19 protein-coding genes are annotated in these 21,676 nt (G+C 62.6%); all 19 read right to left on the reverse strand.

Going from position 1 to position 21,676, the window contains the following annotated elements:
* Nucleotides 1-3 precede the first annotated feature (3 nt).
* A complete protein-coding gene (gene nuoJ, locus UB48_RS23740; protein ID WP_038996050.1) occupies nucleotides 4-504 on the reverse strand; it encodes an NADH-quinone oxidoreductase subunit J in 501 nt (166 codons plus the stop codon).
* A 9-nt stretch (nucleotides 505-513) separates the two neighbouring features.
* Nucleotides 514-1,062: an NADH-quinone oxidoreductase subunit NuoI gene (gene nuoI, locus UB48_RS23745; RefSeq protein ID WP_009400993.1), complete on the reverse strand. Its 549-nt coding sequence runs from the start codon at nucleotides 1,060-1,062 to the stop codon at nucleotides 514-516.
* 11 nt (nucleotides 1,063-1,073) lie between these two features.
* On the reverse strand, nucleotides 1,074-2,081 hold the full coding sequence (gene nuoH / locus UB48_RS23750; RefSeq protein ID WP_038996049.1) for an NADH-quinone oxidoreductase subunit NuoH: 1,008 nt from the start codon (nucleotides 2,079-2,081) through the stop codon (nucleotides 1,074-1,076).
* A complete protein-coding gene (gene nuoG, locus UB48_RS23755; RefSeq protein WP_045201390.1) occupies nucleotides 2,078-4,792 on the reverse strand; it encodes an NADH-quinone oxidoreductase subunit NuoG in 2,715 nt (904 codons plus the stop codon). Before nuoG ends, nuoH begins: the two co-directional genes overlap by 4 nt.
* Before the next feature lie 133 nt (nucleotides 4,793-4,925).
* A complete protein-coding gene (gene nuoF, locus UB48_RS23760; protein WP_045201391.1) occupies nucleotides 4,926-6,299 on the reverse strand; it encodes an NADH-quinone oxidoreductase subunit NuoF in 1,374 nt (457 codons plus the stop codon).
* The gene (gene nuoE, locus UB48_RS23765) at nucleotides 6,296-6,793 is read right to left on the reverse strand and encodes an NADH-quinone oxidoreductase subunit NuoE (RefSeq protein WP_012313767.1); all 498 of its coding nucleotides are present in this window, start codon (nucleotides 6,791-6,793) and stop codon (nucleotides 6,296-6,298) included. Before nuoE ends, nuoF begins: the two co-directional genes overlap by 4 nt.
* Before the next feature lie 2 nt (nucleotides 6,794-6,795).
* Nucleotides 6,796-8,577, reverse strand: coding sequence for an NADH-quinone oxidoreductase subunit C/D (nuoC, locus tag UB48_RS23770; protein WP_045201392.1), 1,782 nt, complete (start codon nucleotides 8,575-8,577; stop codon nucleotides 6,796-6,798).
* Between the two features lie 78 nt (nucleotides 8,578-8,655).
* On the reverse strand, nucleotides 8,656-9,333 hold the full coding sequence (locus tag UB48_RS23775; RefSeq protein ID WP_010220398.1) for an NADH-quinone oxidoreductase subunit B: 678 nt from the start codon (nucleotides 9,331-9,333) through the stop codon (nucleotides 8,656-8,658).
* A 10-nt stretch (nucleotides 9,334-9,343) separates the two neighbouring features.
* Nucleotides 9,344-9,757, reverse strand: a complete 414-nt coding sequence (locus UB48_RS23780; protein ID WP_010220397.1) for an NADH-quinone oxidoreductase subunit A — start codon at nucleotides 9,755-9,757, stop codon at nucleotides 9,344-9,346.
* 358 nt (nucleotides 9,758-10,115) lie between these two features.
* Nucleotides 10,116-10,778, reverse strand: a complete 663-nt coding sequence (locus tag UB48_RS23785) for a lysoplasmalogenase (protein WP_045201393.1) — start codon at nucleotides 10,776-10,778, stop codon at nucleotides 10,116-10,118.
* A gap of 184 nt (nucleotides 10,779-10,962) precedes the next feature.
* Nucleotides 10,963-12,288, reverse strand: coding sequence for an isocitrate lyase (gene aceA / locus UB48_RS23790; RefSeq protein ID WP_038996041.1), 1,326 nt, complete (start codon nucleotides 12,286-12,288; stop codon nucleotides 10,963-10,965).
* A gap of 488 nt (nucleotides 12,289-12,776) precedes the next feature.
* Nucleotides 12,777-13,511: a secretin N-terminal domain-containing protein gene (locus UB48_RS23795; RefSeq protein WP_045201505.1), complete on the reverse strand. Its 735-nt coding sequence runs from the start codon at nucleotides 13,509-13,511 to the stop codon at nucleotides 12,777-12,779.
* 115 nt (nucleotides 13,512-13,626) lie between these two features.
* Nucleotides 13,627-14,061, reverse strand: a complete 435-nt coding sequence (locus tag UB48_RS23800) for a GNAT family N-acetyltransferase (RefSeq protein ID WP_038996039.1) — start codon at nucleotides 14,059-14,061, stop codon at nucleotides 13,627-13,629.
* The gene (locus UB48_RS23805) at nucleotides 14,054-15,220 is read right to left on the reverse strand and encodes a cupin domain-containing protein (RefSeq protein WP_045201394.1); all 1,167 of its coding nucleotides are present in this window, start codon (nucleotides 15,218-15,220) and stop codon (nucleotides 14,054-14,056) included. The genes UB48_RS23800 and UB48_RS23805 overlap by 8 nt, the downstream gene beginning before the upstream one ends.
* A gap of 82 nt (nucleotides 15,221-15,302) precedes the next feature.
* The gene (purB, locus tag UB48_RS23810; protein WP_010226761.1) at nucleotides 15,303-16,673 is read right to left on the reverse strand and encodes an adenylosuccinate lyase; all 1,371 of its coding nucleotides are present in this window, start codon (nucleotides 16,671-16,673) and stop codon (nucleotides 15,303-15,305) included.
* Nucleotides 16,674-16,852: 179 nt separating this feature from the next.
* Nucleotides 16,853-17,473: a high frequency lysogenization protein HflD gene (gene hflD, locus UB48_RS23815; RefSeq protein WP_045201395.1), complete on the reverse strand. Its 621-nt coding sequence runs from the start codon at nucleotides 17,471-17,473 to the stop codon at nucleotides 16,853-16,855.
* Nucleotides 17,470-18,594, reverse strand: coding sequence for a tRNA 2-thiouridine(34) synthase MnmA (gene mnmA, locus UB48_RS23820; protein ID WP_045201396.1), 1,125 nt, complete (start codon nucleotides 18,592-18,594; stop codon nucleotides 17,470-17,472). The genes hflD and mnmA overlap by 4 nt, the downstream gene beginning before the upstream one ends.
* Before the next feature lie 70 nt (nucleotides 18,595-18,664).
* Nucleotides 18,665-19,099, reverse strand: a complete 435-nt coding sequence (locus UB48_RS23825) for an NUDIX hydrolase (protein WP_082075505.1) — start codon at nucleotides 19,097-19,099, stop codon at nucleotides 18,665-18,667.
* A gap of 147 nt (nucleotides 19,100-19,246) precedes the next feature.
* Nucleotides 19,247-21,472 (reverse strand): NADP-dependent isocitrate dehydrogenase, encoded by a 2,226-nt coding sequence (locus tag UB48_RS23830; RefSeq protein WP_045201397.1) that lies wholly within the window; start codon nucleotides 21,470-21,472, stop codon nucleotides 19,247-19,249.
* Between the last annotated feature and the right edge of the window lie 204 nt (nucleotides 21,473-21,676).

Here is a 21,676-nt window from a genome sequence, read left to right on the forward strand (position 1 = left end):
TGATTACTCCTTCGCCTCGTTGCGGCCGAGGTGGAAAGCCGTCACCGCTGCGGCGAGCAGCAGCATCGAGGCCAGTTCCACCACCAGCAGGTAAGGGCCGAACAGGCTGATGCCGACGGCCTTGGCGTCAACCGTGGTGTGGCCGATGCCGGCGCCGCTTTCGCTGGCGAACAGCACGTACAGCAGTTCGACCAGCAGCAGTGCGCCAAGCACCACCGGGCCGAGCCAGATGCCCGGCTTGAGCCAGCCGCGTTCCTGGGCGACCGAAGCCGGCCCGAGGTTGAGCATCATCACCACGAAGACGAACAGCACCATGATGGCGCCAGCGTAGGCGATCACTTCCAGGACACCGGCGAACGGAGCGCCGAGGGCGAAGAAGGTCATCGCCACGGAGATCAGCGAAATGATCAGGTAGAGCAGGGCGTGCACGGGGTTGGTGTTGGTGATCACCCGAAGGGTGGACACCACAGCGACACCGGATGCGAAATAGAAAGCGAATTCCATCTTTCTTCCTTAAGGGAGCAAGCTCTTCACGTTGATCGGCTCGGCTTCGTTCTGCGCGGCGCCTTTCGGCTTGCCGGCAACAGCCATACCTGCAACACGGTAGAAGTTGTAGTCAGGGTTCTTGCCGGGGCCGGAGATCAGCAGATCTTCTTTCTCGTACACCAGGTCCTGACGTTTGAACTCGGCCATCTCGAAATCCGGGGTGAGCTGGATCGCGGTGGTCGGGCAGGCTTCCTCGCAGAGGCCGCAGAAAATGCAACGGGAGAAGTTGATGCGGAAGAACTCCGGGTACCAACGACCGTCTTCTGTTTCGGCTTTCTGCAGCGAGATGCAACCGACCGGGCAAGCCACGGCACACAGGTTGCACGCTACACAGCGCTCTTCGCCATCCGGGTCGCGGGTCAGGACGATGCGGCCACGGTAGCGTGGCGGCAGGTAGACCGGCTCTTCGGGGTACTGCAGGGTGTCACGTTTGCGAAAACCGTGAGAGAACACCATCACCAGGCTGCGCAGCTGGGTGCCAGTGCCCTTAACGATGTCGCCAATATATTTGAACATGGGTCAAATCCTCACTGGGCCGCAACAGCTGGCGTGTTGAGCAACACGAGCGCAGCGGTCACCAGCAAATTGATCAGGGTCAGCGGCAGGCAGAACTTCCAGCTGAAGTCCATCACCTGGTCATAGCGCGGGCGCGGAATAGAGGCGCGCAGCAGGATGAACAGCATGATGAAGAACGCGGTCTTCAGGGCGAACCAGACGAACGACAGTTGCGGCAGGATGCCGAACGGGCCGTGCCAGCCACCGAAGAACAGGGTTACCAGCAGCGCCGAGATCAGGATGATGCCGATGTACTCACCGACGAAGAACATGCCCCATTTCATGCCGGCATATTCAATGTGGTAACCGTCGGCCAGTTCCTGTTCCGCTTCCGGCTGGTCGAACGGGTGACGGTGAGTCACGGCGACGCCAGCGATGAAGAAGGTGCAGAAGCCGAAGAACTGCGGAATGATGAACCACAGGTTCTGGGCCTGGTAGTCAACGATATCGCGCATGTTGAACGAGCCGACCTGGGCAACGATGCCCATCAGCGCCAGGCCCATGAACACTTCGTACGACACGGTCTGGGCCGAGGCCCGCAGGCTGCCGAGCAGGGCGTACTTGTTGTTCGACGACCAGCCGGCGAACAGTACCGCGTATACCGAAAGGCCGGCCATGGCGAAGAAGAACAGCAGGCCGATGTTCAGGTCCGCAACACCCCAGGTCGGGGTGATCGGGATGATCGCGAAGGCGATCAGCAAGGCGCTCATGGCCACCACCGGCGCCAGGGTGAAGATCACCTTGTCGACGAAGGGCGGGTTCCAGTCTTCCTTGAAGAACATCTTGAGCATGTCGGCAGCGATCTGGAACATGCCGAACGGGCCGACGCGGTTCGGACCGTAGCGGTCCTGCCACCAGCCCAGCAGGCGCCGCTCGACGAAGCTGAGCAGCGCACCGCAGACCACCACGGCCAGCAAGACCACGATGGCCTTGATGACGGTGATGATCACATCGATCACTTCAGGGGTGAACCAGGTCATTGTGCTGCCTCCTGCAGGCCTTCGACGGATGCACCGAAGATGGCTGGCGGAATGCCGGCCAGGCCTTTCGGCAGGGCAACCAGGCCTGCGCCCAGTTCTTCATTGATGCGCAGCGGCAGACGCAGGGTAACGCCGGCGACGTTGAGGCTGAGCAGGGCGCCGTCGTTGACACCCAGGCGGTCGGCTTCGGACTTGGCCAGGGCCACGTAGGCTTCTGGGATGCGCTCTTGCACCGGGGCTGCGCGCGAGGAGTTCTCTTCGCTGCCGAACAGGTGGTAGAACGGCACCGCTTGCCAGGTGCCACGGGCCGGAGCGAAAGCTGCCGGAACGCTGGCGAACCAGTTGAGCTTGTCGCCCTGGGTTTCGATCAGGCGGGTGCCCGGGTCGCCTGCGCGCAGGTGACCACCGACCTCGTCCTGGAACTTGTTCCAGGCTTGCGGCGAGTTCCAGCCCGGCGACCAGGCGAACGGCACTTGCGAGCGCGGTTCGGCCGAACCCGAGTAACCTTCCATGGAGAAGGCGAACGCGGTGTCCTTGTCTTGCGGGGTACGCGGCTCGTGCACGCTGATGTTGGCGCGCATGGCGGTACGGCCGGAGTAGCGCAGCGGCTCACGCGCAAGCTTCATGCCCTTGATGCGGAACGACGCGGACGGTGCGGCGTTGACGATGCCGGACAGTTGCGGCGCGACCGCGGCGCAGGCGCTGGTGACGTGGTCCAGCTGGGTCCAGTCGACCGGCTTGTTGAGCAGGGTGGCACGCAGGGCGTGCATCCAGCGCCAGCCTTCGTGAACCAGGATGCTGCTGTCCAGGTAGGTTGGGTCGAACACCTGGAAGAAACGCTGGGCGCGGCCTTCCAGGCTGACCAGGGTGCCGTCGCCTTCGGCGAAGGTCGCCGCCGGCAGCACCAGGTGGGCGCGGTCGGTGGTGGCGGTCTTCTGGTGATCGGCAACGATGACCACCTTGGCGGCGGCCAGGGCAGCGTCGACCTTGGCCGCGGCAACGCGGCTGTACAGGTCATTTTCGAGCACGACAATGGCGTCGGCCTTGCCTTCGATCACCGCATCCAGCGCGGCATCGATCGACTCGCCACCGAGCATGGCCAGGCCCAGGCTGTTGGCCTCGGGCACCACCAGGCTCAGCGAGCCGTTCTTCTCGCGCAGCTTGAGGGCCTTGGCGATGTTGGCCGCGGCTTCGATCAGGGCGTTGGAGGCCAGCGAGGTACCGGCAACCACCAGCGGACGGTTGGCGGCCACCAGGGCGTCGGCGATGCGCTTGGCCAGGGCCAGGGCTTCGGCGTCCAGGCCGTCAACGGCTGGCGCGCTCGGGTCGATGGCGTGAGCCACGGCGAAACCGATGCGGGCGAGGTCGTCCGGCGCGGCGTGCACGCACTCTTCGGCGACGTCATCGAGCTTGGTTTCGGCCAGGCTTGCGATAAACAGCGGGTACATGGCGTGCTGGCCGATGTTCTTCACCGCGGCATCGAGCCACGGCTGAACGCGCATGGCATCGGCCATGGCTTCGGCCTTGCCCTTGACCGACTGGCGCAGGGCCAGGGCCACGCGGGCAGCGGTCTGGGTCAGGTCTTCGCCGAGGACGAACACCGCGTCATGGTCTTCCATGTCGCGCAGGGTCGGCACTGGCAGCGGGCTGTCGTTGAGCACTTGCAGGGCCAGGCGTACGCGGGCCAGCTCAGCGGCTTCCATACCCGAGTAGAAGTGCTCGGCGCCGACCAGCTCACGCAGGCCGTAGTTGCTTTCAAGGCTGGCACGCGGCGAACCGATACCGACGATATTGCGCCCACGCAGCATGTCCGCGGCCTTGTCCAGGGCGGCATCCAGGCTCAGCTTGGTGCCGTCGGCCAGCAGTGGCTGACGTGGACGGTCTTCACGGTTGACGTAGCCATAGCCGAAACGGCCACGGTCGCAGAGGAAGTACTGGTTGACCGAACCGTTGAAGCGGTTTTCGATCCGGCGCAGTTCGCCGTAGCGCTCACCCGGGCTGATGTTGCAACCGCTGGAGCAGCCATGGCAGATGCTCGGGGCGAACTGCATGTCCCATTTGCGGTTGTAGCGCTCGGAGTGGGTCTTGTCGGTGAACACACCGGTCGGGCAGACCTCGGTGAGGTTGCCGGAGAACTCGCTCTCGAGGGTGCCATCTTCAACGCGACCGAAGTAGACGTTGTCGTGGGCACCGAATACGCCCAGGTCGGTACCGCCGGCGTAGTCCTTGTAGTAACGCACGCAACGGTAGCAGGCGATGCAGCGGTTCATCTCGTGGGCGATGAACGGGCCGAGCTCCTGGTTCTGGTGGGTACGCTTGGTGAAACGGTAGCGGCGCTCGTTGTGGCCGGTCATTACCGTCATGTCTTGCAGGTGGCAGTGACCGCCTTCCTCACAGACCGGGCAGTCGTGCGGGTGGTTGGTCATCAGCCATTCGACGACGCTGGCACGGAATACCTTGGCTTCTTCGTCTTCGATGGAAATCCAGCTGCCATCGGTGGCAGGGGTCATGCAGGACATGACGATGCGACCACGGGTGTCGTTCTCGTCGGTGTACTGCTTGACCGCGCACTGGCGGCAGGCACCGACGCTACCGAGCGCCGGGTGCCAGCAGAAATAGGGGATGTCGAGGCCGAGCGACAGACACGCCTGTAACAGGTTGTCTGCGCCGTTGACTTCGAGCTCTTTGCCGTCTACGTGGATAGTGGCCATGGTTCAAAGTTCTTCGTTGGCCCGCGTCTGCGGGCGTGGCTAATGGAAATCTGTGTGCCTGCAGCCCGCGACAGGTGTCCCCGGGCGAGCTGGGCAGGCAGCGGGCGGCACGGACCGCCCGCGTTGTTATTCGTTATGCGCCGACGACGATCGGCTTCGCCAGGTCCGGGCGCAGGCCGGCAGCGGCAGCAGCCGGTGCCTGGGCGGCAATGCCAGCCTCGAACTCAGGGCGGAAGTACTTGATCGCGCTACCCAGCGGCTCAACGGCGCCTGGTGCGTGGGCACAGAAGGTCTTGCCTGGGCCGAGGAAACCGACCAGACCCAGCAGGGTCTCGATGTCGCCCTGCTGGCCCTGGCCTTTCTCGAGGGCGCGCAGGAGCTTGACGCTCCACGGCAGGCCGTCGCGGCACGGGGTGCAGAAGCCACAGGATTCACGGGCAAAGAACTCTTCCATGTTGCGCAGCAGCGAGACCATGTTGACGCTGTCGTCCACGGCCATGGCCAGGCCGGTACCCATGCGGGTGCCGACCTTGGCAATGCCACCGGCGTACATTTGCGCGTCCAGGTGCTCGGGCAGCAGGAAACCGGTACCGGCGCCGCCTGGCTGCCAGCACTTGAGCTTGAAGCCATCGCGCATGCCGCCGGCGTAGTCTTCGAACAGCTCGCGGGCCGGGACGCCGAACGGCAGCTCCCACAGGCCCGGGTTCTTGACCTTGCCGGAGAAGCCCATCAGCTTGGTGCCGTGGTCTTCGCTGCCTTCGCGGGCCAGCGACTTGTACCAGTCGATGCCGTTGCCGACGATGGCCGGCACGTTGCACAGGGTCTCGACGTTGTTCACGCAGGTCGGCTTGCCCCACACGCCAACGGCGGCAGGGAAGGGCGGCTTGGAGCGCGGGTTGGCGCGGCGGCCTTCGAGGGAGTTGATCAGAGCGGTTTCTTCACCGCAGATGTAGCGCCCGGCACCGGTGTGGACGAACAGCTCGAAGTCGAAGCCGCTGCCAAGGATGTTCTTGCCCAAAAGGCCGGCAGCCTTGGCTTCCTCGACCGCACGGGTGAGGTTGCGCGCTGCGGTGGTGTATTCGCCACGCAGGAAGATGTAGCCGCGGTAGGCTTTCAGCGCGCGGGCGCTGATCAGCATGCCTTCGATCAGCAGATGGGGCTGTTGCTCCATCAGCATGCGGTCTTTCCAGGTGTTGGGCTCCATTTCGTCCGCGTTGCACAGCAGGTAGCGGATGTTCATGGATTCGTCTTTGGGCATCAGGCCCCACTTGACGCCGGTGGGGAAGCCCGCACCGCCACGGCCCTTGAGGCCGGAATCTTTTACGGTCTGGACGATATCGTCCTGGGACATTTGCGCCAGAGCCTTGCGGGCGGCGGCGTAGCCGTCCTTGGCCTGGTACTCGTCGAGCCACAGCGGCTCGCCGTCGTCACGCAGGCGCCAGGTCAGCGGATGGGTTTCAGCCGAACGCGCAATGCGGTTGGCCGGGCCGAAGGAAGTGATGGTCATACGTAACCCTCCAGCAGTTTGGAGACGCCAGCAGGCTGCACGTCGCCAAAGGTGTCGTCGTCGATCATCAGCGCCGGGGCCTTGTCGCAGTTACCCAGGCAGCATACCGGCAGCAGGGTGAAACGCCCGTCTGCGGTGGTCTGGCCGAGGCCAATGCCCAGCTCGCTCTGGATCTGGCTGACCACCGACTCGTGACCGCCGATGTAGCAGACCATGCTGTCGCAGACGCGGATGATGTGCCGGCCAACCGGTTGACGGAAGATCTGGCTATAGAAAGTGGCCACGCCTTCGACGTCGCTGGCAGGAATGCCGAGCACTTCGCCGATGGCGTAGATGGCGCCGTCCGGCACCCAGCCGCGTTCCTTCTGGACGATCTTCAGGGCTTCGATGGACGCCGCGCGCGGGTCCTCGTAGTGATGCATCTCGTGCTCGATGGCCGAGCGCTCGGTTTCGCTCAGGGCGAAACGGTCGGTTTGGATAAGCGTGCTGTTCATGCTTAGCGGTCCACGTCAGCCATAACGAAGTCGATACTGCCCAGGTACGCAATGAGGTCCGCGACCATGCTGCCGCGGATCACCGAAGGGATCTGCTGCAGGTGCGGGTAGCTCGGGGTACGGATCCGGGTGCGGTAGCTCATGGTGCCGCCGTCGCTCGTCAGGTAGTAACTGTTGATGCCCTTGGTCGCCTCGATCATCTGGAAGGACTCGTTGGCCGGCATCACCGGGCCCCACGAAACCTGCAGGAAGTGAGTGATCAGGGTTTCGATGTGCTGCAGGGTGCGCTCTTTCGGCGGCGGCGTGGTCAGCGGGTGATCCGCCTTGTACGGGCCTTCCGGCATGTTGCGCAGGCACTGGTCGATGATGCGGATACTCTGGCGCATCTCCTCGACACGGACCATGCAGCGATCGTAGGCATCGCCGTTGTGGGCCAGCGGCACTTCGAACTCGAAGTTCTCATAGCCGGAGTAAGGGCGGGCCTTGCGCAGGTCGAAGTCCAGACCGGTGGAGCGCAGGCCGGCACCGGTGACGCCCCATTCCAGGGCCTCTTTGGTGCTGTACTGGGCAACGCCGATGGTCCGGCCCTTGAGGATGCTGTTCTGCAGGGCGGCCTTGGTGTATTCGTCGAGGCGCTTGGGCAGCCAGTCGACGAAGTCTTTCACCAGTTTTTCCCAGCCGCGCGGCAGGTCGTGGGCAACGCCGCCGATGCGGTACCAGGCCGGGTGCAGACGGAAGCCGGTGATGGCTTCGATCACGGTGTAGGCGCGCTGACGGTCGGTGAAGGTGAAGAACACCGGGGTCATGGCGCCGACGTCCTGGATGTAGGTACCCAGGAACAGCAGGTGGCTGGTGATGCGGAAGAACTCGGCGAGCATGATGCGGATCACGTCGACCTTCTGCGGCACCTGGATACCGGCCAGCTTCTCTACCGCCAGCACGTACGGCAGGTTGTTCATCACCCCGCCGAGGTAGTCGATACGGTCGGTGTAGGGGATGAAGCTGTGCCAGGACTGGCGCTCGGCCATCTTCTCGGCGCCACGGTGGTGGTAGCCGATGTCCGGGACGCAGTCGACGATCTCTTCGCCGTCCAGCTGCAGGACGATACGGAAGGCACCGTGGGCCGAAGGGTGGTTCGGGCCGAGGTTGAGGAACATGTAGTCCTCGTTGGTGCCGGAACGCTTCATGCCCCAGGCCTCAGGATTGAAGCGCGCGGCTTCTTCCTCAAGCTGCTGCTTGGCCAGGGTCAGGCTGTACGGATCGAACTCGGTGGCGCGCGCAGGGTAGTCCTTGCGCAGCGGGTGACCTTCCCAGGTCGGCGGCATCATGATCCGGGTCAGGTGCGGGTGGCCGGCAAAGTCGATGCCGAACATGTCCCAGACTTCACGCTCGTACCAGTTGGCGTTGGGCCAGATGCCGGTGACGGTGGGCAGGTTGAGGTCACCTTCGCGCAAGGCCACCTTGATCATCACGTCGCTGTTCCGCTCCACCGACAGCAGGTGGTAGAACACACTGAAGTCGGCGCCCGGCAGGCCGCGGCGCTGGGTGCGCAGGCGCTCGTCGACGCCGTGCAGGTCGTAGAGCATGCTGTACGGCTTGGCGACGTGGCGCAGGAAACTCAGCACGTCCTTGAGTTTTTCGCGGGTAACCCAAAGCACCGGCATGCCGGTGCGGGTTTCCTGGGCGACGAACGCTTCGGGGCCGAATTTGTTGTTCAGTTCGACGACCACATCCTGGTCGTCAGCCTTGTAAGGCGGGATAAAAATAGCGGTGTCCGCTGTCATGGTCTCGGTCGCTTTCGGTCAACGTAGAGAATGAAGCCAGGCTGCCTGTCGCGCATGCGCAGGCAACAGGTCGCTGGATCAGACTTCGTCGGGGCTGCGCAGGTTGGTGACCTGGATGCGCTGTTCACGGCGTTGCTCTTTCTGCGACGGCATCTCGGCACGGTAAATGCCTTGATCACCGACAACCCAGGAAAGAGGACGACGCTCCTGGCCAATCGACTCCTGCAACAGCATCAGGCCTTGCAGGAAGGCTTCAGGGCGAGGCGGGCAGCCAGGCACGTAGACATCCACGGGGAGGAACTTGTCGACCCCCTGAACGACCGAGTAAATGTCGTACATGCCACCGGAGTTGGCGCACGAACCCATGGAGATGACCCACTTGGGTTCGAGCATCTGCTCGTACAGGCGCTGAATGATCGGCGCCATCTTGATGAAGCAGGTGCCGGCGATGACCATGAAGTCGGCCTGACGCGGCGATGCCCGGATGACTTCGGCGCCGAAGCGGGCGATGTCGTGGGGCGCCGTGAAGGCCGTGGTCATTTCCACGTAGCAGCAGGAGAGGCCGAAGTTGTACGGCCACAGGGAGTTCTTACGCCCCCAGTTGACCGCGCCACTGAGCACATCTTCAAGTTTGCCCATGAAGATGTTCTTGTGGACCTGGTCCTCTAGCAGCGAATCGGAGACGGTTTCCCGCTCTCCGATTGGATATTGCTCGTTGGGAGCATCCGGGTCGATTCTGGTGAGATTGTATTGCATTGCCAAAGCCTCATTGTTTCAGCTTCGCTTGCCGCTTGCGACGACCTTCGGGAGCCCAATCAAGTGCCCCGACGCGCCATAGGTAGACAAGACCTGCCAACAGAATTGCTATGAAAACGAGTGCTTCGACGAATCCGGTCCAGCCGCTTTCGCGGACGGACACAGACCATGCAAAGAGAAAGAGGGCTTCGATATCGAAGATCACGAACAGCATCGCGACCAGATAGAATTTGGCTGACAGGCGCAAGCGGGCGCCGCCAGTGGGCAGCATGCCGGACTCGAAGGGTTCGTTCTTGCTGCGGCCCCAGGCCTTGCTGCCGAGCAGGGCGGACAGACCGAGCATGAAGGCACACAGGCCTACGACACCCAAAAGGAAAATGGCAAAGCCCCAGTTGTGGGCGATGAGTCCTGTCGAATCGGGCATGCTGAAAATCCTTATACAGAGACCAGTCTCTGCGGCTTGAAAAGAAGTAGAGCAGTGACGATATGTCGCAGCGGAATCTATCGCGCTGATTTTATGGGTAAACCCGGTGCAAGTAAAATTTCTGCAGCAAATTTATTCGTAAGATTAAGAACAAAAATCTTTCGTAACAGGCTGCAGGCCACGCAGGCCGGGCATTGCCCCGGGTTCTGTTAATTATGTTTCTTGTAAAACGTAATGAACCAGCAACTTCGTAATGATAATTAATATCATTTGAAGCGGTGCGATTAGTCCTACTGTTCGAGTCAACTACAAAGTTGTGCAACATGGTCGTCACCCGCAAGTTTCCACACCCTGTGTTTTAACCTGTTTTTTCTTGCCCCGCCGCGCTCTGGATCAAGGCTTTTGCCGGTTGCCTGGTGTAGGCCGAGGCGGCAATCGCCCATTGCCCCAGCCAGTAGGCAATGATGATCAGGTACTGGGCGGCGCCGAACGGGCTGACGAAGCGGTCGATGCCGATCAGGCTGTCGGAAAACACGAAAGACACCGCGCCCAGCGCTGCCAGGCCGCCACAGGCCAGGGCGCGCCAGAGCATGGCGCTGATGGCCAGGGCGTACACGGTGACCGGTATCAGCAGTTCACCCAGGCCGGAGCTGATCAGCAGCCCCAGCAGTAACGCGCCGACAATCGCCGAACCGAGCAGGGCCGCGGGCGCCAGTTGGCGGTTCTCACCCAGGTAGCCGCGCAGGTAGGCCAGGTGCGCGCAGAGAAAGGCCGCCAGGCCAAACACGAACAGGTCGCCCGGTACGGCCAGGAGGATGTCGCCGAGCAAGGAAAAGCCCAGGCCAATGATGATCCAGCGCCGGTAGGGGGTTGGCTCTGCGGTGCTAAGCCAGTAGATCAGCGCCAGCACCGGGATCGGCTTGACCGCCAGCCCCAGCAGTGCATTGGCGCTGGCCAGTGCATATATATAGAAGGCTGCGCCCAGCAGGGCCAGGCAGAGCAGGGTGACAGGGCGGGACATGGCCGATCCTTGGTGTTGTTGTGCACCTAGCATAGCCTGTAGGAGCGGGCTTGACCCGCGATAGCGGTCAATCAGCAACATCGCTATCGCGGGGCAAGCCCGCTCCCACAAAAAACAAAACCCGGGGCCCCATCACAGGCCCCGGGTCTTGCGTGTTACCCGAATGTCAGCAACCGATCAGCGATCAGTGGAACTGCTCTTCTTCAGTCGAACCGGTCAGTGCGGTTACCGAAGACTTGCCACCCTGGATCACGGTGGTCATGTCGTCGAAGTAGCCGGTGCCGACTTCCTGCTGGTGGGCGACGAAGGTGTAGCCTTTCGAGGCGTCAGCGAACTCTTGCTCTTGCAGCTTGACGTAGGCGGTCATGTCGTTGCGGGCGTAGTCGTGCGCCAGGTTGAACATGCCGTGCCACATGTTGTGGATACCGGCCAGGGTGATGAACTGGTGCTTGTAGCCCATGGCCGACAGCTCGCGCTGGAACTTGGCGATGGTGGCGTCGTCCAGGTTCTTCTTCCAGTTGAAGGAAGGCGAGCAGTTGTACGACAGGATCTGGTCCGGGTATTCCTTCTTGATCGCTTCGGCGAAGCGGCGGGCTTCGTCCAGGTCCGGCTTGGCGGTTTCACACCAGATCAGGTCGGCGTATGGCGCGTAGGCCAGGCCGCGGGCGATGGCTTGATCGAGGCCGGCACGAACCTTGTAGAAGCCTTCCTGGGTACGCTCGCCAACCACGAACGGCTGGTCGTACGGGTCGCAGTCGCTGGTCAAGAGGTCAGCGGCGTTGGCGTCGGTACGGGCCAGGATGATGGTCGGTACGCCGGCAACGTCGGCCGCCAGACGGGCAGCGCTCAGCTTCTGTACGGCTTCCTGGGTAGGAACCAGTACCTTGCCGCCCATGTGGCCGCATTTTTTCACCGAGGCCAGCTGGTCTTCGAAGTGCACGCCGGCGGCGCCTGCTTCGATCATGTTCTTCATCAGCTCGTAGGCGTTCAGTACGCCACCGAAACCGGCTTCGGCGTCAGCCACGATCGGCGCGAAGTAGTCGATGTAGCCTTCGTCGCCCGGGTTCTTGCCGGCTTTCCACTGGATCTGGTCAGCGCGACGGAACGAGTTGTTGATGCGCTTGACCACGGTTGGCACCGAGTCCACCGGGTACAGCGACTGGTCCGGGTACATGGATTCGGCCGAGTTGTTGTCGGCAGCCACTTGCCAGCCGGACAGGTAGATGGCCTGGATACCGGCTTTGACCTGTTGTACCGCCTGGCCGCCGGTCAGGGCGCCCATGCAGTTGACGAAATCTTTTTCTGGACGGAAGGACGGGTGTGCGCCCTGGGTGACCAGCTTCCACAGCTTCTCGGCACCCAGACGGGCCAGGGTGTGCTCAGGCTGGATCGAGCCACGCAGACGAACGACATCAGCGGCGGTGTAGGTACGGGTCACGCCTTTCCAGCGCGGGTTCTCGGCCCAGTCTTTTTCGAGGGCTGCAATTTGCTGTTCGCGTGTCAGTGCCATGGAAATAAACCTCGTCGCATCGGTCTTGGGTAAAAATTCTCGCTCTCTACTGCGCAGATCAGAAGCCTGGCAAAGGTCAGTATGGGCGAAATATGCGACGGTCGAACGATGGGGCTCGAAGGGGGAAGTGAGCAGGTGGGCGAGGTTTTCGCTGCAGGGTGGCTCGTGGTTGCCGAACTGCAGTGAACAGTGCTGCCGGGTACCTTTTGATGCGCTTCCGTCCCTCGGGACAACTTCGTTCCAGTCGCAATCTCGTCAAACTGCCTTGTGGGCGGTACAGACACGAGTCGGCTCAGGTGGATAGGTTAGAGCGCGGCTCGAAAGCCCTTGCCAGGGCCTCTGATTAGCGGGAGCGGGGCCATCATGCCTCGGCGGTTCGGGGTCGTCAAATGTTTTGTAGTGGTTTTTTATTACCACTACATCTTTCGTCTAATGCGACTCCTCAGTCAGTTTCGAGGCCTTTGGTCGAGGCCTTGATTTGTCTGGGTTCAGTCCAAAGCGTCGACTTTTACCCGCAATGTCATGTTTTCACCGCGCTGGGTGCTGTAACTGAGCGCTGAAGCACTGCGTTCGGACTGACTCTGCTGGTTGACCCCGGCCAAGGTGATCCACTCACCGAGCTTGCCACTGACTTTTGTGTCGGTACTTTGCACCTTCACTACATCAGGACGTTCCTGGCTCATCCGGTCATTGTTGGTACTGATGTTCAGGTGCACGGTGTCGCCAGTAACGCTGGCGGTGACGTAGAAGCCCTGGGTGACGTTGCGGTATTCGGTGTCGCTCTGCACCCGGCCGTAGCCATCGGTACTGGTGCTGGTGATCGGGATGCTCTGGCCGACCTGGATCAGCGCCGGGCTGCCTTCGCTGGCTTGCACCTGTTGCAGGCCGCCTTCGCGGTTGGCGGTGCCGTAGCGGATGACCCGGGCATTGCCGCGGTTGTCCTGGAAGTTGCTGTCGTTGTTGTCGACGCTGATCAGAAGCCTGCGCGGCGCGGTGTCCAGTTGCTGCAGCAGGGTGCGCAGGTCGTCGATGCGTTCGGGTTCGGCGTTGACGATCAGTTTGTTTTCAAAGGCGCTGACGCTGCCGTCCTTGCCGATGAAGGCTTGCGCGGTGGGGAGGATTTCAGCGCTGGTGCGGTGACTCAGCGGCAGGACTTCGGTGGCGGCCAGCGCACTCAGGCTGAACGACAGAAGCAGGGAGGCGAGAAGGGGGCGTAGCGGCATGTCCATGATCTCCGCGGGTGGAACGGACATGATGGCAAATTTGTTGGGGTTTTGCCGCCCTCATCGCGGGTCAAGCCCGCTCCCACTGTGGGAGCGGGCTTGACCCGCGATGCTTTTAGGCCAGCTCGCGCGACTCGCGCACCATGTCCACGTGCGGAATGCCCGCCTCGAGGAACTCTTCGCTGACCACCTTGAAGCCAAGGCGCTCGTAGAACGGCGTGGCATGCACCTGGGCGCTGAGCATCTGCTGTTTGAGGTCGCGGTTCTGTGCTTCGACGATGACCGCCTGCATCAGCGCGTCACCGACCTTCAGCCCGCGCCAGTCCTTGAGCACCGAAACCCGGCCGATCTGGCCGTCAGGCAGCAGGCGCGCGGTGCCGATGGCGTAGTCACCTTCCATGGCGAGGAAATGCACGGCGGTGTTGTCGTCGGCATCCCACTCCAGCTCCGGCGGCACGTTCTGTTCGGCGATGAACACGGCTTCACGAATACGGCGGATGTCAGCGTTGTCTTTTTGCCAGTCGGCGAGACGGACGCGAATCTTATTCATTGGCGAACCCCAGGCTTCCTTGTTTGACCAGTTCGCAGATCAAGGTAATGCCTTGATCGTTTTCAAGCCACTGCTCAAGGTTTTCAATGTGCAACGCGTCGGCGGCGCAGATCAGCTTCAGCAGCTCGCGCAGCTCGCCCGGCAGCAGGCGGCTCTGGCCGCTGGCGAACAGCAGCAGGTTGTCATCGACTTCCGACCAGGCCAGGCGCGCGCTCGGGTTGCGGATCAGGATCGCGCCTTCAGCCAGGCTCTCGATCAGGTCGGCTTCGTCCAGCGGCTCGCCGCTGACCAGCTCCGGATAACGCGGCTCGGTCATGAACTGGCCGAACCAGGTCAGCAGCAGGCGCTCGTCACCCATGTGTTCGGTGAGCAGCTTCTTCAGGCGGTCGAGGGCATCGTGCTGGATCTGGTGCGGGTCGCTGACCGGCTCGGCATCGGCGTCGGTGTAGCGCTCTTCGTCAGGCAGGAACTGGCTGAGGAAGTCGGTGAAGTGGGTCAGCACTTCAGCGGCGCCCGGGGCGCGGAAGCCTACCGAGTAAGTCAGGCAGTCATCTTCGGCAATGCCGTAGTGGGCCAGGCGCGGCGGCAGGTAGAGCATGTCGCCGGGCTCCAGGGACCACTCCTCGCTCTGTTCGAATTCAGCCAGGATGCGCAGGTCGGCGTGCTCCAGCAGCGGGCTGTCGCTGTCGCACATCTGGCCGATCTTCCAGTTGCGCTTGCCCTGGCCTTGCAGCAGGAACACGTCGTAGTTGTCGAAGTGCGGGCCGACGCTGCCGCCGGGCGCGGCGTAGCTGATCATCACATCGTCGATGCGCCAGCTTGGCAGGAAGCGAAAGTGCTCGAGCAGCTCGCCGACTTCCGGCACGAACTGATCGACCGCTTGCACCAGCAGGGTCCAGTCGCGCTCGGGCAGGGTGCTGAAGGCGTCTTCTTCGAACGGGCCGCGGCGCAGCTCCCAAGGGCGCTCGCCATGCTCGATGACCAGGCGCGATTCGACTTCTTCTTCCAGGGCCAGGCCGGCCAGTTCGTCGGCATCGATCGGGCTTTCGAAGTCCGGGAAGGCCTGGCGCACCAGCAGGGGTTTCTTCTGCCAGTAGTCGCGCATGAATTCGCGGGCAGTGAGGCCGCCCAGAAGCTGCAGAGGAGTATCAGGATTCATGTGTAACCTATTGAAAAAAAGTAATTTTCTTTCGGTAATAAAAACGCCCGGCTGAGCCGGGCGTTTACGCGCAGGGCGCAGATCAGACGCGTTTGGCTTGAGCCGCGGCATTACCGATGTAGGAGGCTGGCGTCAGCTTCTTCAGCTCGCTGCGAGCCTCTGCAGGCATGTCCAGGCCATCGATGAAGGTCAGCAGCGCTTCGGGGCTGATGCCTTTGCCACGGGTCAGCTCCTTGAGCTTCTCGTAGGGGTTCTCGATGTTGTAGCGGCGCATGACGGTCTGGATCGGCTCGGCGAGCACTTCCCAGCAGGCGTCGAGGTCTTCGGCGATACGCGCTTGGTTGATTTCCAGCTTGCTGATGCCTTTGAGGCTGGCCTCGTAGGCGATCACGCTGTGGGCGAAACCGACGCCCAGGTTGCGCAGCACGGTGGAGTCGGTCAGGTCACGCTGCCAGCGCGACACCGGCAGCTTGCTGGCCAGGTGCTGGAATAGGGCGTTGGCGATACCCAGGTTGCCTTCGGAGTTTTCGAAGTCGATCGGGTTGACCTTGTGCGGCATGGTCGAGGAGCCGATTTCGCCAGCGATGGTGCGCTGCTTGAAGTAGCCCAGGGAGATGTAGCCCCAGACGTCGCGGTCGAAGTCGATCAGGATGGTGTTGAAGCGGGCGATCGCGTCGAACAGCTCGGCGATGTAGTCGTGCGGCTCGATCTGCGTGGTGTAGGGGTTGAACACCAGGCCCAGCTCGTCTTCGATGAAAGCGCGGGCGTTGGCTTCCCAGTCGATTTGCGGGTAGGCCGACAGGTGGGCGTTGTAGTTGCCCACGGCGCCGTTGATTTTGCCCAGCAGCGGCACGGCGGCAACCTGAGCGATCTGGCGCTCCAGACGGTAGACGACGTTGGCCAGCTCTTTACCCAGGGTGGTCGGCGAAGCCGGTTGGCCGTGGGTGCGCGACAGCATCGGCACGTCGGCGAAGCGGTGGGCCAGCTCGCGGATGGCCTGGGCGATCTGGCGCATCAGCGGCAGCAGCACGCTGTCGCGGCCTTCGCGCAGCATCAGGGCGTGGGACAGGTTGTTGATGTCCTCGCTGGTGCAGGCGAAGTGGATGAATTCACTGACCTTGGCCAGCTCCGGCAGCTTGGCAGCCTGCTCCTTGAGCAGGTACTCGATGGCCTTGACGTCGTGGTTGGTGGTGCGCTCGATCTCTTTGACGCGCTCGGCGTGCTCGAGGGCGAACTCATCGGCCAGGCCGTTGAGCAGGGCGTTGGCTTCGGCGGAAAAAGCCGGAACCTCGGCGATTTGCGGGTGGGCGGCCAGGCGCTGGAGCCAGCGAACCTCGACCAGGGCGCGGAAACGGATCAGGCCGTATTCGCTGAAAATAGGGCGCAGGGCCTGGGTTTTGCCGGCGTAGCGGCCGTCAACAGGGGAAACCGCAGTGAGCGAGGAAAGCTGCATGGGGTGTTCTCGGACAGTCAGGCTTTGAAAAGGGCGCATATCATACATGAAAAACGCGCCCGGGTCGGGTGGCTGACAAATGGTCTGCCGGTAATTCTTTGGCTTTTTTGCGGGTCAAGCCCGCTCCCACAGGTTGAAGGAAGCCTCTGTGGGAGCGGGCTTGACCCGCGATGGCTTTATCAGCCACGCAACATCGGATACAGCTCTTTGAGCAGTTTGCGCCGGCTGATCACCAGCTGCCAGCGATGCCCGCCGAGCTGCCGCCACAGGCGCGCGGCGCGGATGCCGGCAAGCAGCAGGGCGCGAATCTTCGAGGCGTTGCTGGGCTGCTGCAGGTGGCGCATGTCGCCGTGCACCTGGATGCGCTGGCGCAGGGTGCTCAGGGTGTCCTGGTACAGGGCGCCGCTGGAAGCGATGACATTTTCATGCACCAGGCCGAAATGCTCGGCCTGGGACTGGATTTGCGGCAGGCGGTTGCCAATCACGTCAAGCATGTCGCCGCGCTTGGCCAGCTGGCGCTCAAGGCCCAGCATCGACAGGGCATAGCGCAGCGGCTCGCGCTGCAGGCTGCCGGGGTCGCGCTCCAGGGCGCTGGCCAGGGCGCGGTAGCCGTCGCGCAGGTTCAGGTCGTCACCGCCGAACACCTCCAGGGTGTCCTTGGGGTCGCGTACCAGCAGGCTGCCCAGCATGCAGCCAAGGTTGGCCTCGCTGGCCTGGCCGGTGCGGGCGATACGGTCGACCAGTACCGCAGCCTGGAACACGCCGCCCAGGGCGATCAACTGCTCTTGCATGGCATTCATGCGCGCGCGCTCCACGGCTCGGCGGTTTCGATCACGCCGCCGCCGAGGCAGATTTCGCCGTCATAGAACACCACCGACTGGCCTGGGGTCACGGCCCGCTGCGGCTCGTCGAACACCGCGCGGTAGCCGCCCGGGGTTTGCTCCAGGGTGCAGTGCTGGTCGCTCTGGCGGTAGCGCACCTTGGCGGTCAGGCGCCGTGGGCTGGAAAGGTCAATCGGGTTGACCCAGAAAATTTCTGAAGCGAGCAGGGCGCGGGAGAACAGCCAGGGGTGTTCGTTGCCCTGGCCGACCACCAGCACGTTGCGGGTCAGGTCTTTTTCCAGTACGTACCACGGCTCGTCGCCGGCGTCTTTCAGGCCGCCGATGCCCAGGCCCTGGCGCTGGCCAATGGTGTGGTACATCAGGCCATGGTGACGACCGATGACTTCGCCGTCGGTGGTCTGGATCTCGCCCGGCTGCGCGGGTAGGTACTGCTTGAGGAAGTCGCTGAAGCGCCGCTCGCCGATAAAGCAGATGCCGGTGGAGTCTTTCTTCTTGGCCGTGGCCAGGCCGTGTTTCTCGGCGATGGCACGCACTTCGGGTTTTTCCAGCTCGCCGACCGGGAACAGCGTGCGGGCGATTTCCTTGCCGCCGACGGCGTGCAGGAAGTAGCTCTGGTCCTTGTTCGGGTCCAGGCCCTTGAGCAGTTCGGTACGGCCATCGGTGTCGCGGCGGCGCACGTAGTGACCGGTGGCGATCAGGTCGGCACCGAGCATCAGCGCGTAGTCGAGGAAGGCCTTGAACTTGATTTCGCGGTTGCAGAGGATGTCCGGGTTTGGCGTGCGTCCGGCCTTGTATTCGGCCAGGAAGTGCTCGAAGACGTTATCCCAGTATTCGGCGGCGAAGTTGGCGGTATGCAGCTTGATGCCGATGCGGTCGCACACGGCCTGGGCATCGGCCAGGTCTTCGCGGGCGGTGCAGTATTCGGTGCCGTCGTCCTCTTCCCAGTTCTTCATGAACAGGCCTTCCACCTGGTAGCCCTGCTCCATCAGCAGGAGGGCGGAGACGGAAGAGTCCACGCCGCCGGACATGCCGACGATAACGCGTGTCTTTTCGGGTTCGTAAAGTGCTGGACTGGTCATAGGTACCGGCTGTGTATCTGGAAAAAGACAACGATTCTATCAGGCTGCGGCCTTCAAGGCATCGTTGCTGTCAGTCGCGAATCAGCGCCAGGCTGTGCAGCGGGCCGGCCAGGTAATCGTCGATGCAACGGGGCACCAGTTCGCTGCGCCAGCGCTCGGGGTCGGCCAGCAGCTCCTCGCGGCTCAGCCACACGGCGCGCACGATGTCGCTGTCCAGGGCCCGCTCGGGGTGGTGCTTGAGCGCCCGGGCGGCGAAGCAGATGCGCTGGTAGGTCACGCCGTTGCTGGGGGCGGTGTACAGGTAGATGCCGACCACGCCGGTCAGCTCGACCTCCCAGGCGGTTTCTTCGAGGGTTTCGCGGCGGGCGGCGTCGAGCAGGCTCTCGTTGGCCTCCAGGTGGCCGGCGGGTTGGTTGAAGACGTGCTTGCCGGCCTTGAATTCCTCGACCATGAGGAAGCGGCCCTGGTCTTCGATAATGGTGGCGACGGTGATGTGGGGGCGCACGGTCGATTCTCTCCCTAAGTTGGAAGTTTCAAGCTGCAAGCTACAAGTAAAAGCCGAGCGCGCAAGGCACTTTCTTGTAGCTTGTAGCTTGATACTTAAAGCTAAAAAACCCCGGTGCGTGGCCGGGGTTTTTTCATTCCTTCAAGCTTACAGCGCGGCAATCGCGCTGTTGAAGGTCTGGCTCGGGCGCATCACCTTGCTGGTCAGCTCGGCATCCGGGTAGTAGTAACCACCGATGTCAGCCGGCTTGCCCTGGACGGCGTTGAGCTCGGCGACGATGGTCGCTTCGTTCTCGGCCAGGGCTTTTGCCAGTGGGGCGAAGCGCGCTTGCAGGGCGGCGTCGTCGCTCTGGGCGGCCAGGGCCTGGGCCCAGTACAGGGTCAGGTAGAAGTGGCTGCCGCGGTTGTCGATACCACCAACCTTGCGCGCCGGGGACTTGTTGGTGTCCAGGAACTGGCCGGTGGCCTGGTCCAGGGTCGCCGCCAGTACCTTGGCTTTCGGGTTGGCGTAGGCGTTGCCCAGGTGCTCCAGGGAGGCGGCCAGGGCCAGGAACTCACCCAGCGAATCCCAGCGCAGGAAGTTTTCTTCAACCAGTTGCTGTACGTGCTTTGGAGCCGAGCCGCCGGCGCCGGTTTCGAACAGGCCGCCGTTGTTCATCAGCGGTACGATCGACAGCATCTTGGCGCTGGTGCCCAGCTCCATGATCGGGAACAGGTCGGTCAGGTAGTCGCGCAGCACGTTGCCGGTGACCGAGATGGTGTCCTGGCCAGCACGGATGCGCTGCAGGGAAACCTTCATGGCCTCGACAGGCGACAGGACACGGATGTCCAGGCCTGCGGTGTCGTGGTCTTTCAGGTACTGCTGGACCTTCTCGATCAGCACGCCGTCGTGGGCACGCTGCGGGTCAAGCCAGAACAGCGCCGGGGTGTTGCTGGCGCGGGCACGGTTGACGGCCAGCTTGACCCAGTCCTGGATCGGCGCGTCTTTGGTCTGGCACATGCGGAAGATGTCGCCGGCTTCGACGTCCTGGGACAGCAGCAGGTTGCCCTTGCCGTCAACCACGCGGATCACGCCGTCGGCCTTGGCCTGGAAGGTCTTGTCGTGGGAGCCGTACTCTTCGGCTTTCTGCGCCATCAGGCCAACGTTCGGCACGCTGCCCATGGTGGTCGGATCGAAGGCGCCGTGTTGCTTGCAGTCTTCGATAACGGCCTGGTAGATGGTGGCGTAGCAACGGTCCGGAATCACCGCCTTGGTGTCTTGCAGCTGGCCTTCGGTGTTCCACATCTTGCCCGAGTCACGGATCATCGCCGGCATCGAGGCGTCGACGATAACGTCGCTCGGCACGTGCAGGTTGGTGATGCCCTTGTCGGAGTTGACCATGGCCAGGGCCGGGCGAACGTCGTAGACGGCTTTGACGTCAGCTTCGATCTGCGCCTGCTGCTCGGCTGGCAGGGCCTTGATACGGGCGTACAGGTCGCCGATACCGTTGTTCAGGTTGAAGCCGATCTGCGCCAGTACGTCAGCGTGCTTGTTCAGCGCGTCCTGGTAGTACTCGGCAACGATCTGGCCGAACATGATCGGGTCGGAGACCTTCATCATGGTCGCTTTAAGGTGGACCGACAGCAGGACGCCCTTGGCTTTGGCGTCTTCGATCTCGGCGGCGATGAATTTACGCAGCGCCTTGGTGCTCATGACCGCGCAGTCGACGATTTCGCCGGCCTTGACCGCGGTTTTTTCTTTCAGAACGGTGGTGTTGCCATTCTTGTCCAGCAGTTCGATGCGCAGGCTGTCATCGGCTTCGATCAGCGCGGCTTTCTCGCTGCCGTAGAAGTCGCCCTGGCTCATGTGCGCCACGTGGGACTTGGAGTCGGCTGCCCAGGCGCCCATCTTGTGTGGGTGCTTGCGTGCGTAGTTCTTGACCGACAGCGGTGCGCGGCGGTCGGAGTTGCCTTCACGCAGGACCGGGTTGACGGCACTGCCCTTGATGCGGTCGTAGCGAGCCTTGGCTTCTTTCTCGGCATCGCTGGCGGCGGCTTCAGGGTAATCAGGAATGTTGAAGCCCTTGGCTTGCAGTTCCTTGATCGCGGCCTTCAGTTGCGGAACCGAGGCGCTGATGTTCGGCAGCTTGATGATGTTGGCTTCTGGCGTGGTTGCCAGTTGGCCCAGTTCTGCCAGGTGGTCGGCCACTTGCTTGTCGGCGCCGAGCTGTTCAGGGAAGGCAGAAAGGATGCGGCCGGCCAGAGAGATGTCCCGGGTTTCTACGGCGATGTCGGCAGAAGCGGTGAAGGCTTCGATGACGGGGAGCAGTGAATAGGTGGCGAGGGCGGGGGCTTCGTCGGTGAAGGTGTAGATGATCTTGGATCGGGTGGGCATATTCGGGTTAACTCTCTGTTTTGCTGAGCGTGCGCAGAATCTCGAGGTGCGCAGGGTAGGCGCTTCGCTCAGACACATCCATGAGCAGAAGGTCGAAGATTCTGGGCGGTGATGGTGGATTGCATCAGTCGAGTGTCAAACGGCTGAACTGCGGTAACAGCCCAGTCTTGTCGGGGCCGCGGGTCTCGTTTCAGACGGTTCGCC

Source organism: Pseudomonas sp. 2(2015) (genome assembly GCF_000955865.1).
Taxonomy (GTDB): Bacteria; Pseudomonadota; Gammaproteobacteria; order Pseudomonadales; family Pseudomonadaceae; genus Aquipseudomonas.

Coding starts and splice junctions, on each gene's coding strand:
- nuoJ (WP_038996050.1), bottom strand. CDS start 504: ATGGAATTCGCTTTCTATTTCGCATCCGGTGTCGCTGTGGTGTCCACC.
- nuoI (WP_009400993.1), bottom strand. CDS start 1,062: ATGTTCAAATATATTGGCGACATCGTTAAGGGCACTGGCACCCAGCTG.
- nuoH (WP_038996049.1), bottom strand. CDS start 2,081: ATGACCTGGTTCACCCCTGAAGTGATCGATGTGATCATCACCGTCATC.
- nuoG (WP_045201390.1), bottom strand. CDS start 4,792: ATGGCCACTATCCACGTAGACGGCAAAGAGCTCGAAGTCAACGGCGCA.
- nuoF (WP_045201391.1), bottom strand. CDS start 6,299: ATGACCATCACTTCCTTCGGCCCGGCCAACCGCATTGCGCGTTCGGCT.
- nuoE (WP_012313767.1), bottom strand. CDS start 6,793: ATGAACAGCACGCTTATCCAAACCGACCGTTTCGCCCTGAGCGAAACC.
- nuoC (WP_045201392.1), bottom strand. CDS start 8,577: ATGACAGCGGACACCGCTATTTTTATCCCGCCTTACAAGGCTGACGAC.
- UB48_RS23775 (WP_010220398.1), bottom strand. CDS start 9,333: ATGCAATACAATCTCACCAGAATCGACCCGGATGCTCCCAACGAGCAA.
- UB48_RS23780 (WP_010220397.1), bottom strand. CDS start 9,757: ATGCCCGATTCGACAGGACTCATCGCCCACAACTGGGGCTTTGCCATT.
- UB48_RS23785 (WP_045201393.1), bottom strand. CDS start 10,778: ATGTCCCGCCCTGTCACCCTGCTCTGCCTGGCCCTGCTGGGCGCAGCC.
- aceA (WP_038996041.1), bottom strand. CDS start 12,288: ATGGCACTGACACGCGAACAGCAAATTGCAGCCCTCGAAAAAGACTGG.
- UB48_RS23795 (WP_045201505.1), bottom strand. CDS start 13,511: ATGCCGCTACGCCCCCTTCTCGCCTCCCTGCTTCTGTCGTTCAGCCTG.
- UB48_RS23800 (WP_038996039.1), bottom strand. CDS start 14,061: ATGAATAAGATTCGCGTCCGTCTCGCCGACTGGCAAAAAGACAACGCT.
- UB48_RS23805 (WP_045201394.1), bottom strand. CDS start 15,220: ATGAATCCTGATACTCCTCTGCAGCTTCTGGGCGGCCTCACTGCCCGC.
- purB (WP_010226761.1), bottom strand. CDS start 16,673: ATGCAGCTTTCCTCGCTCACTGCGGTTTCCCCTGTTGACGGCCGCTAC.
- hflD (WP_045201395.1), bottom strand. CDS start 17,473: ATGAATGCCATGCAAGAGCAGTTGATCGCCCTGGGCGGCGTGTTCCAG.
- mnmA (WP_045201396.1), bottom strand. CDS start 18,594: ATGACCAGTCCAGCACTTTACGAACCCGAAAAGACACGCGTTATCGTC.
- UB48_RS23830 (WP_045201397.1), bottom strand. CDS start 21,472: ATGCCCACCCGATCCAAGATCATCTACACCTTCACCGACGAAGCCCCC.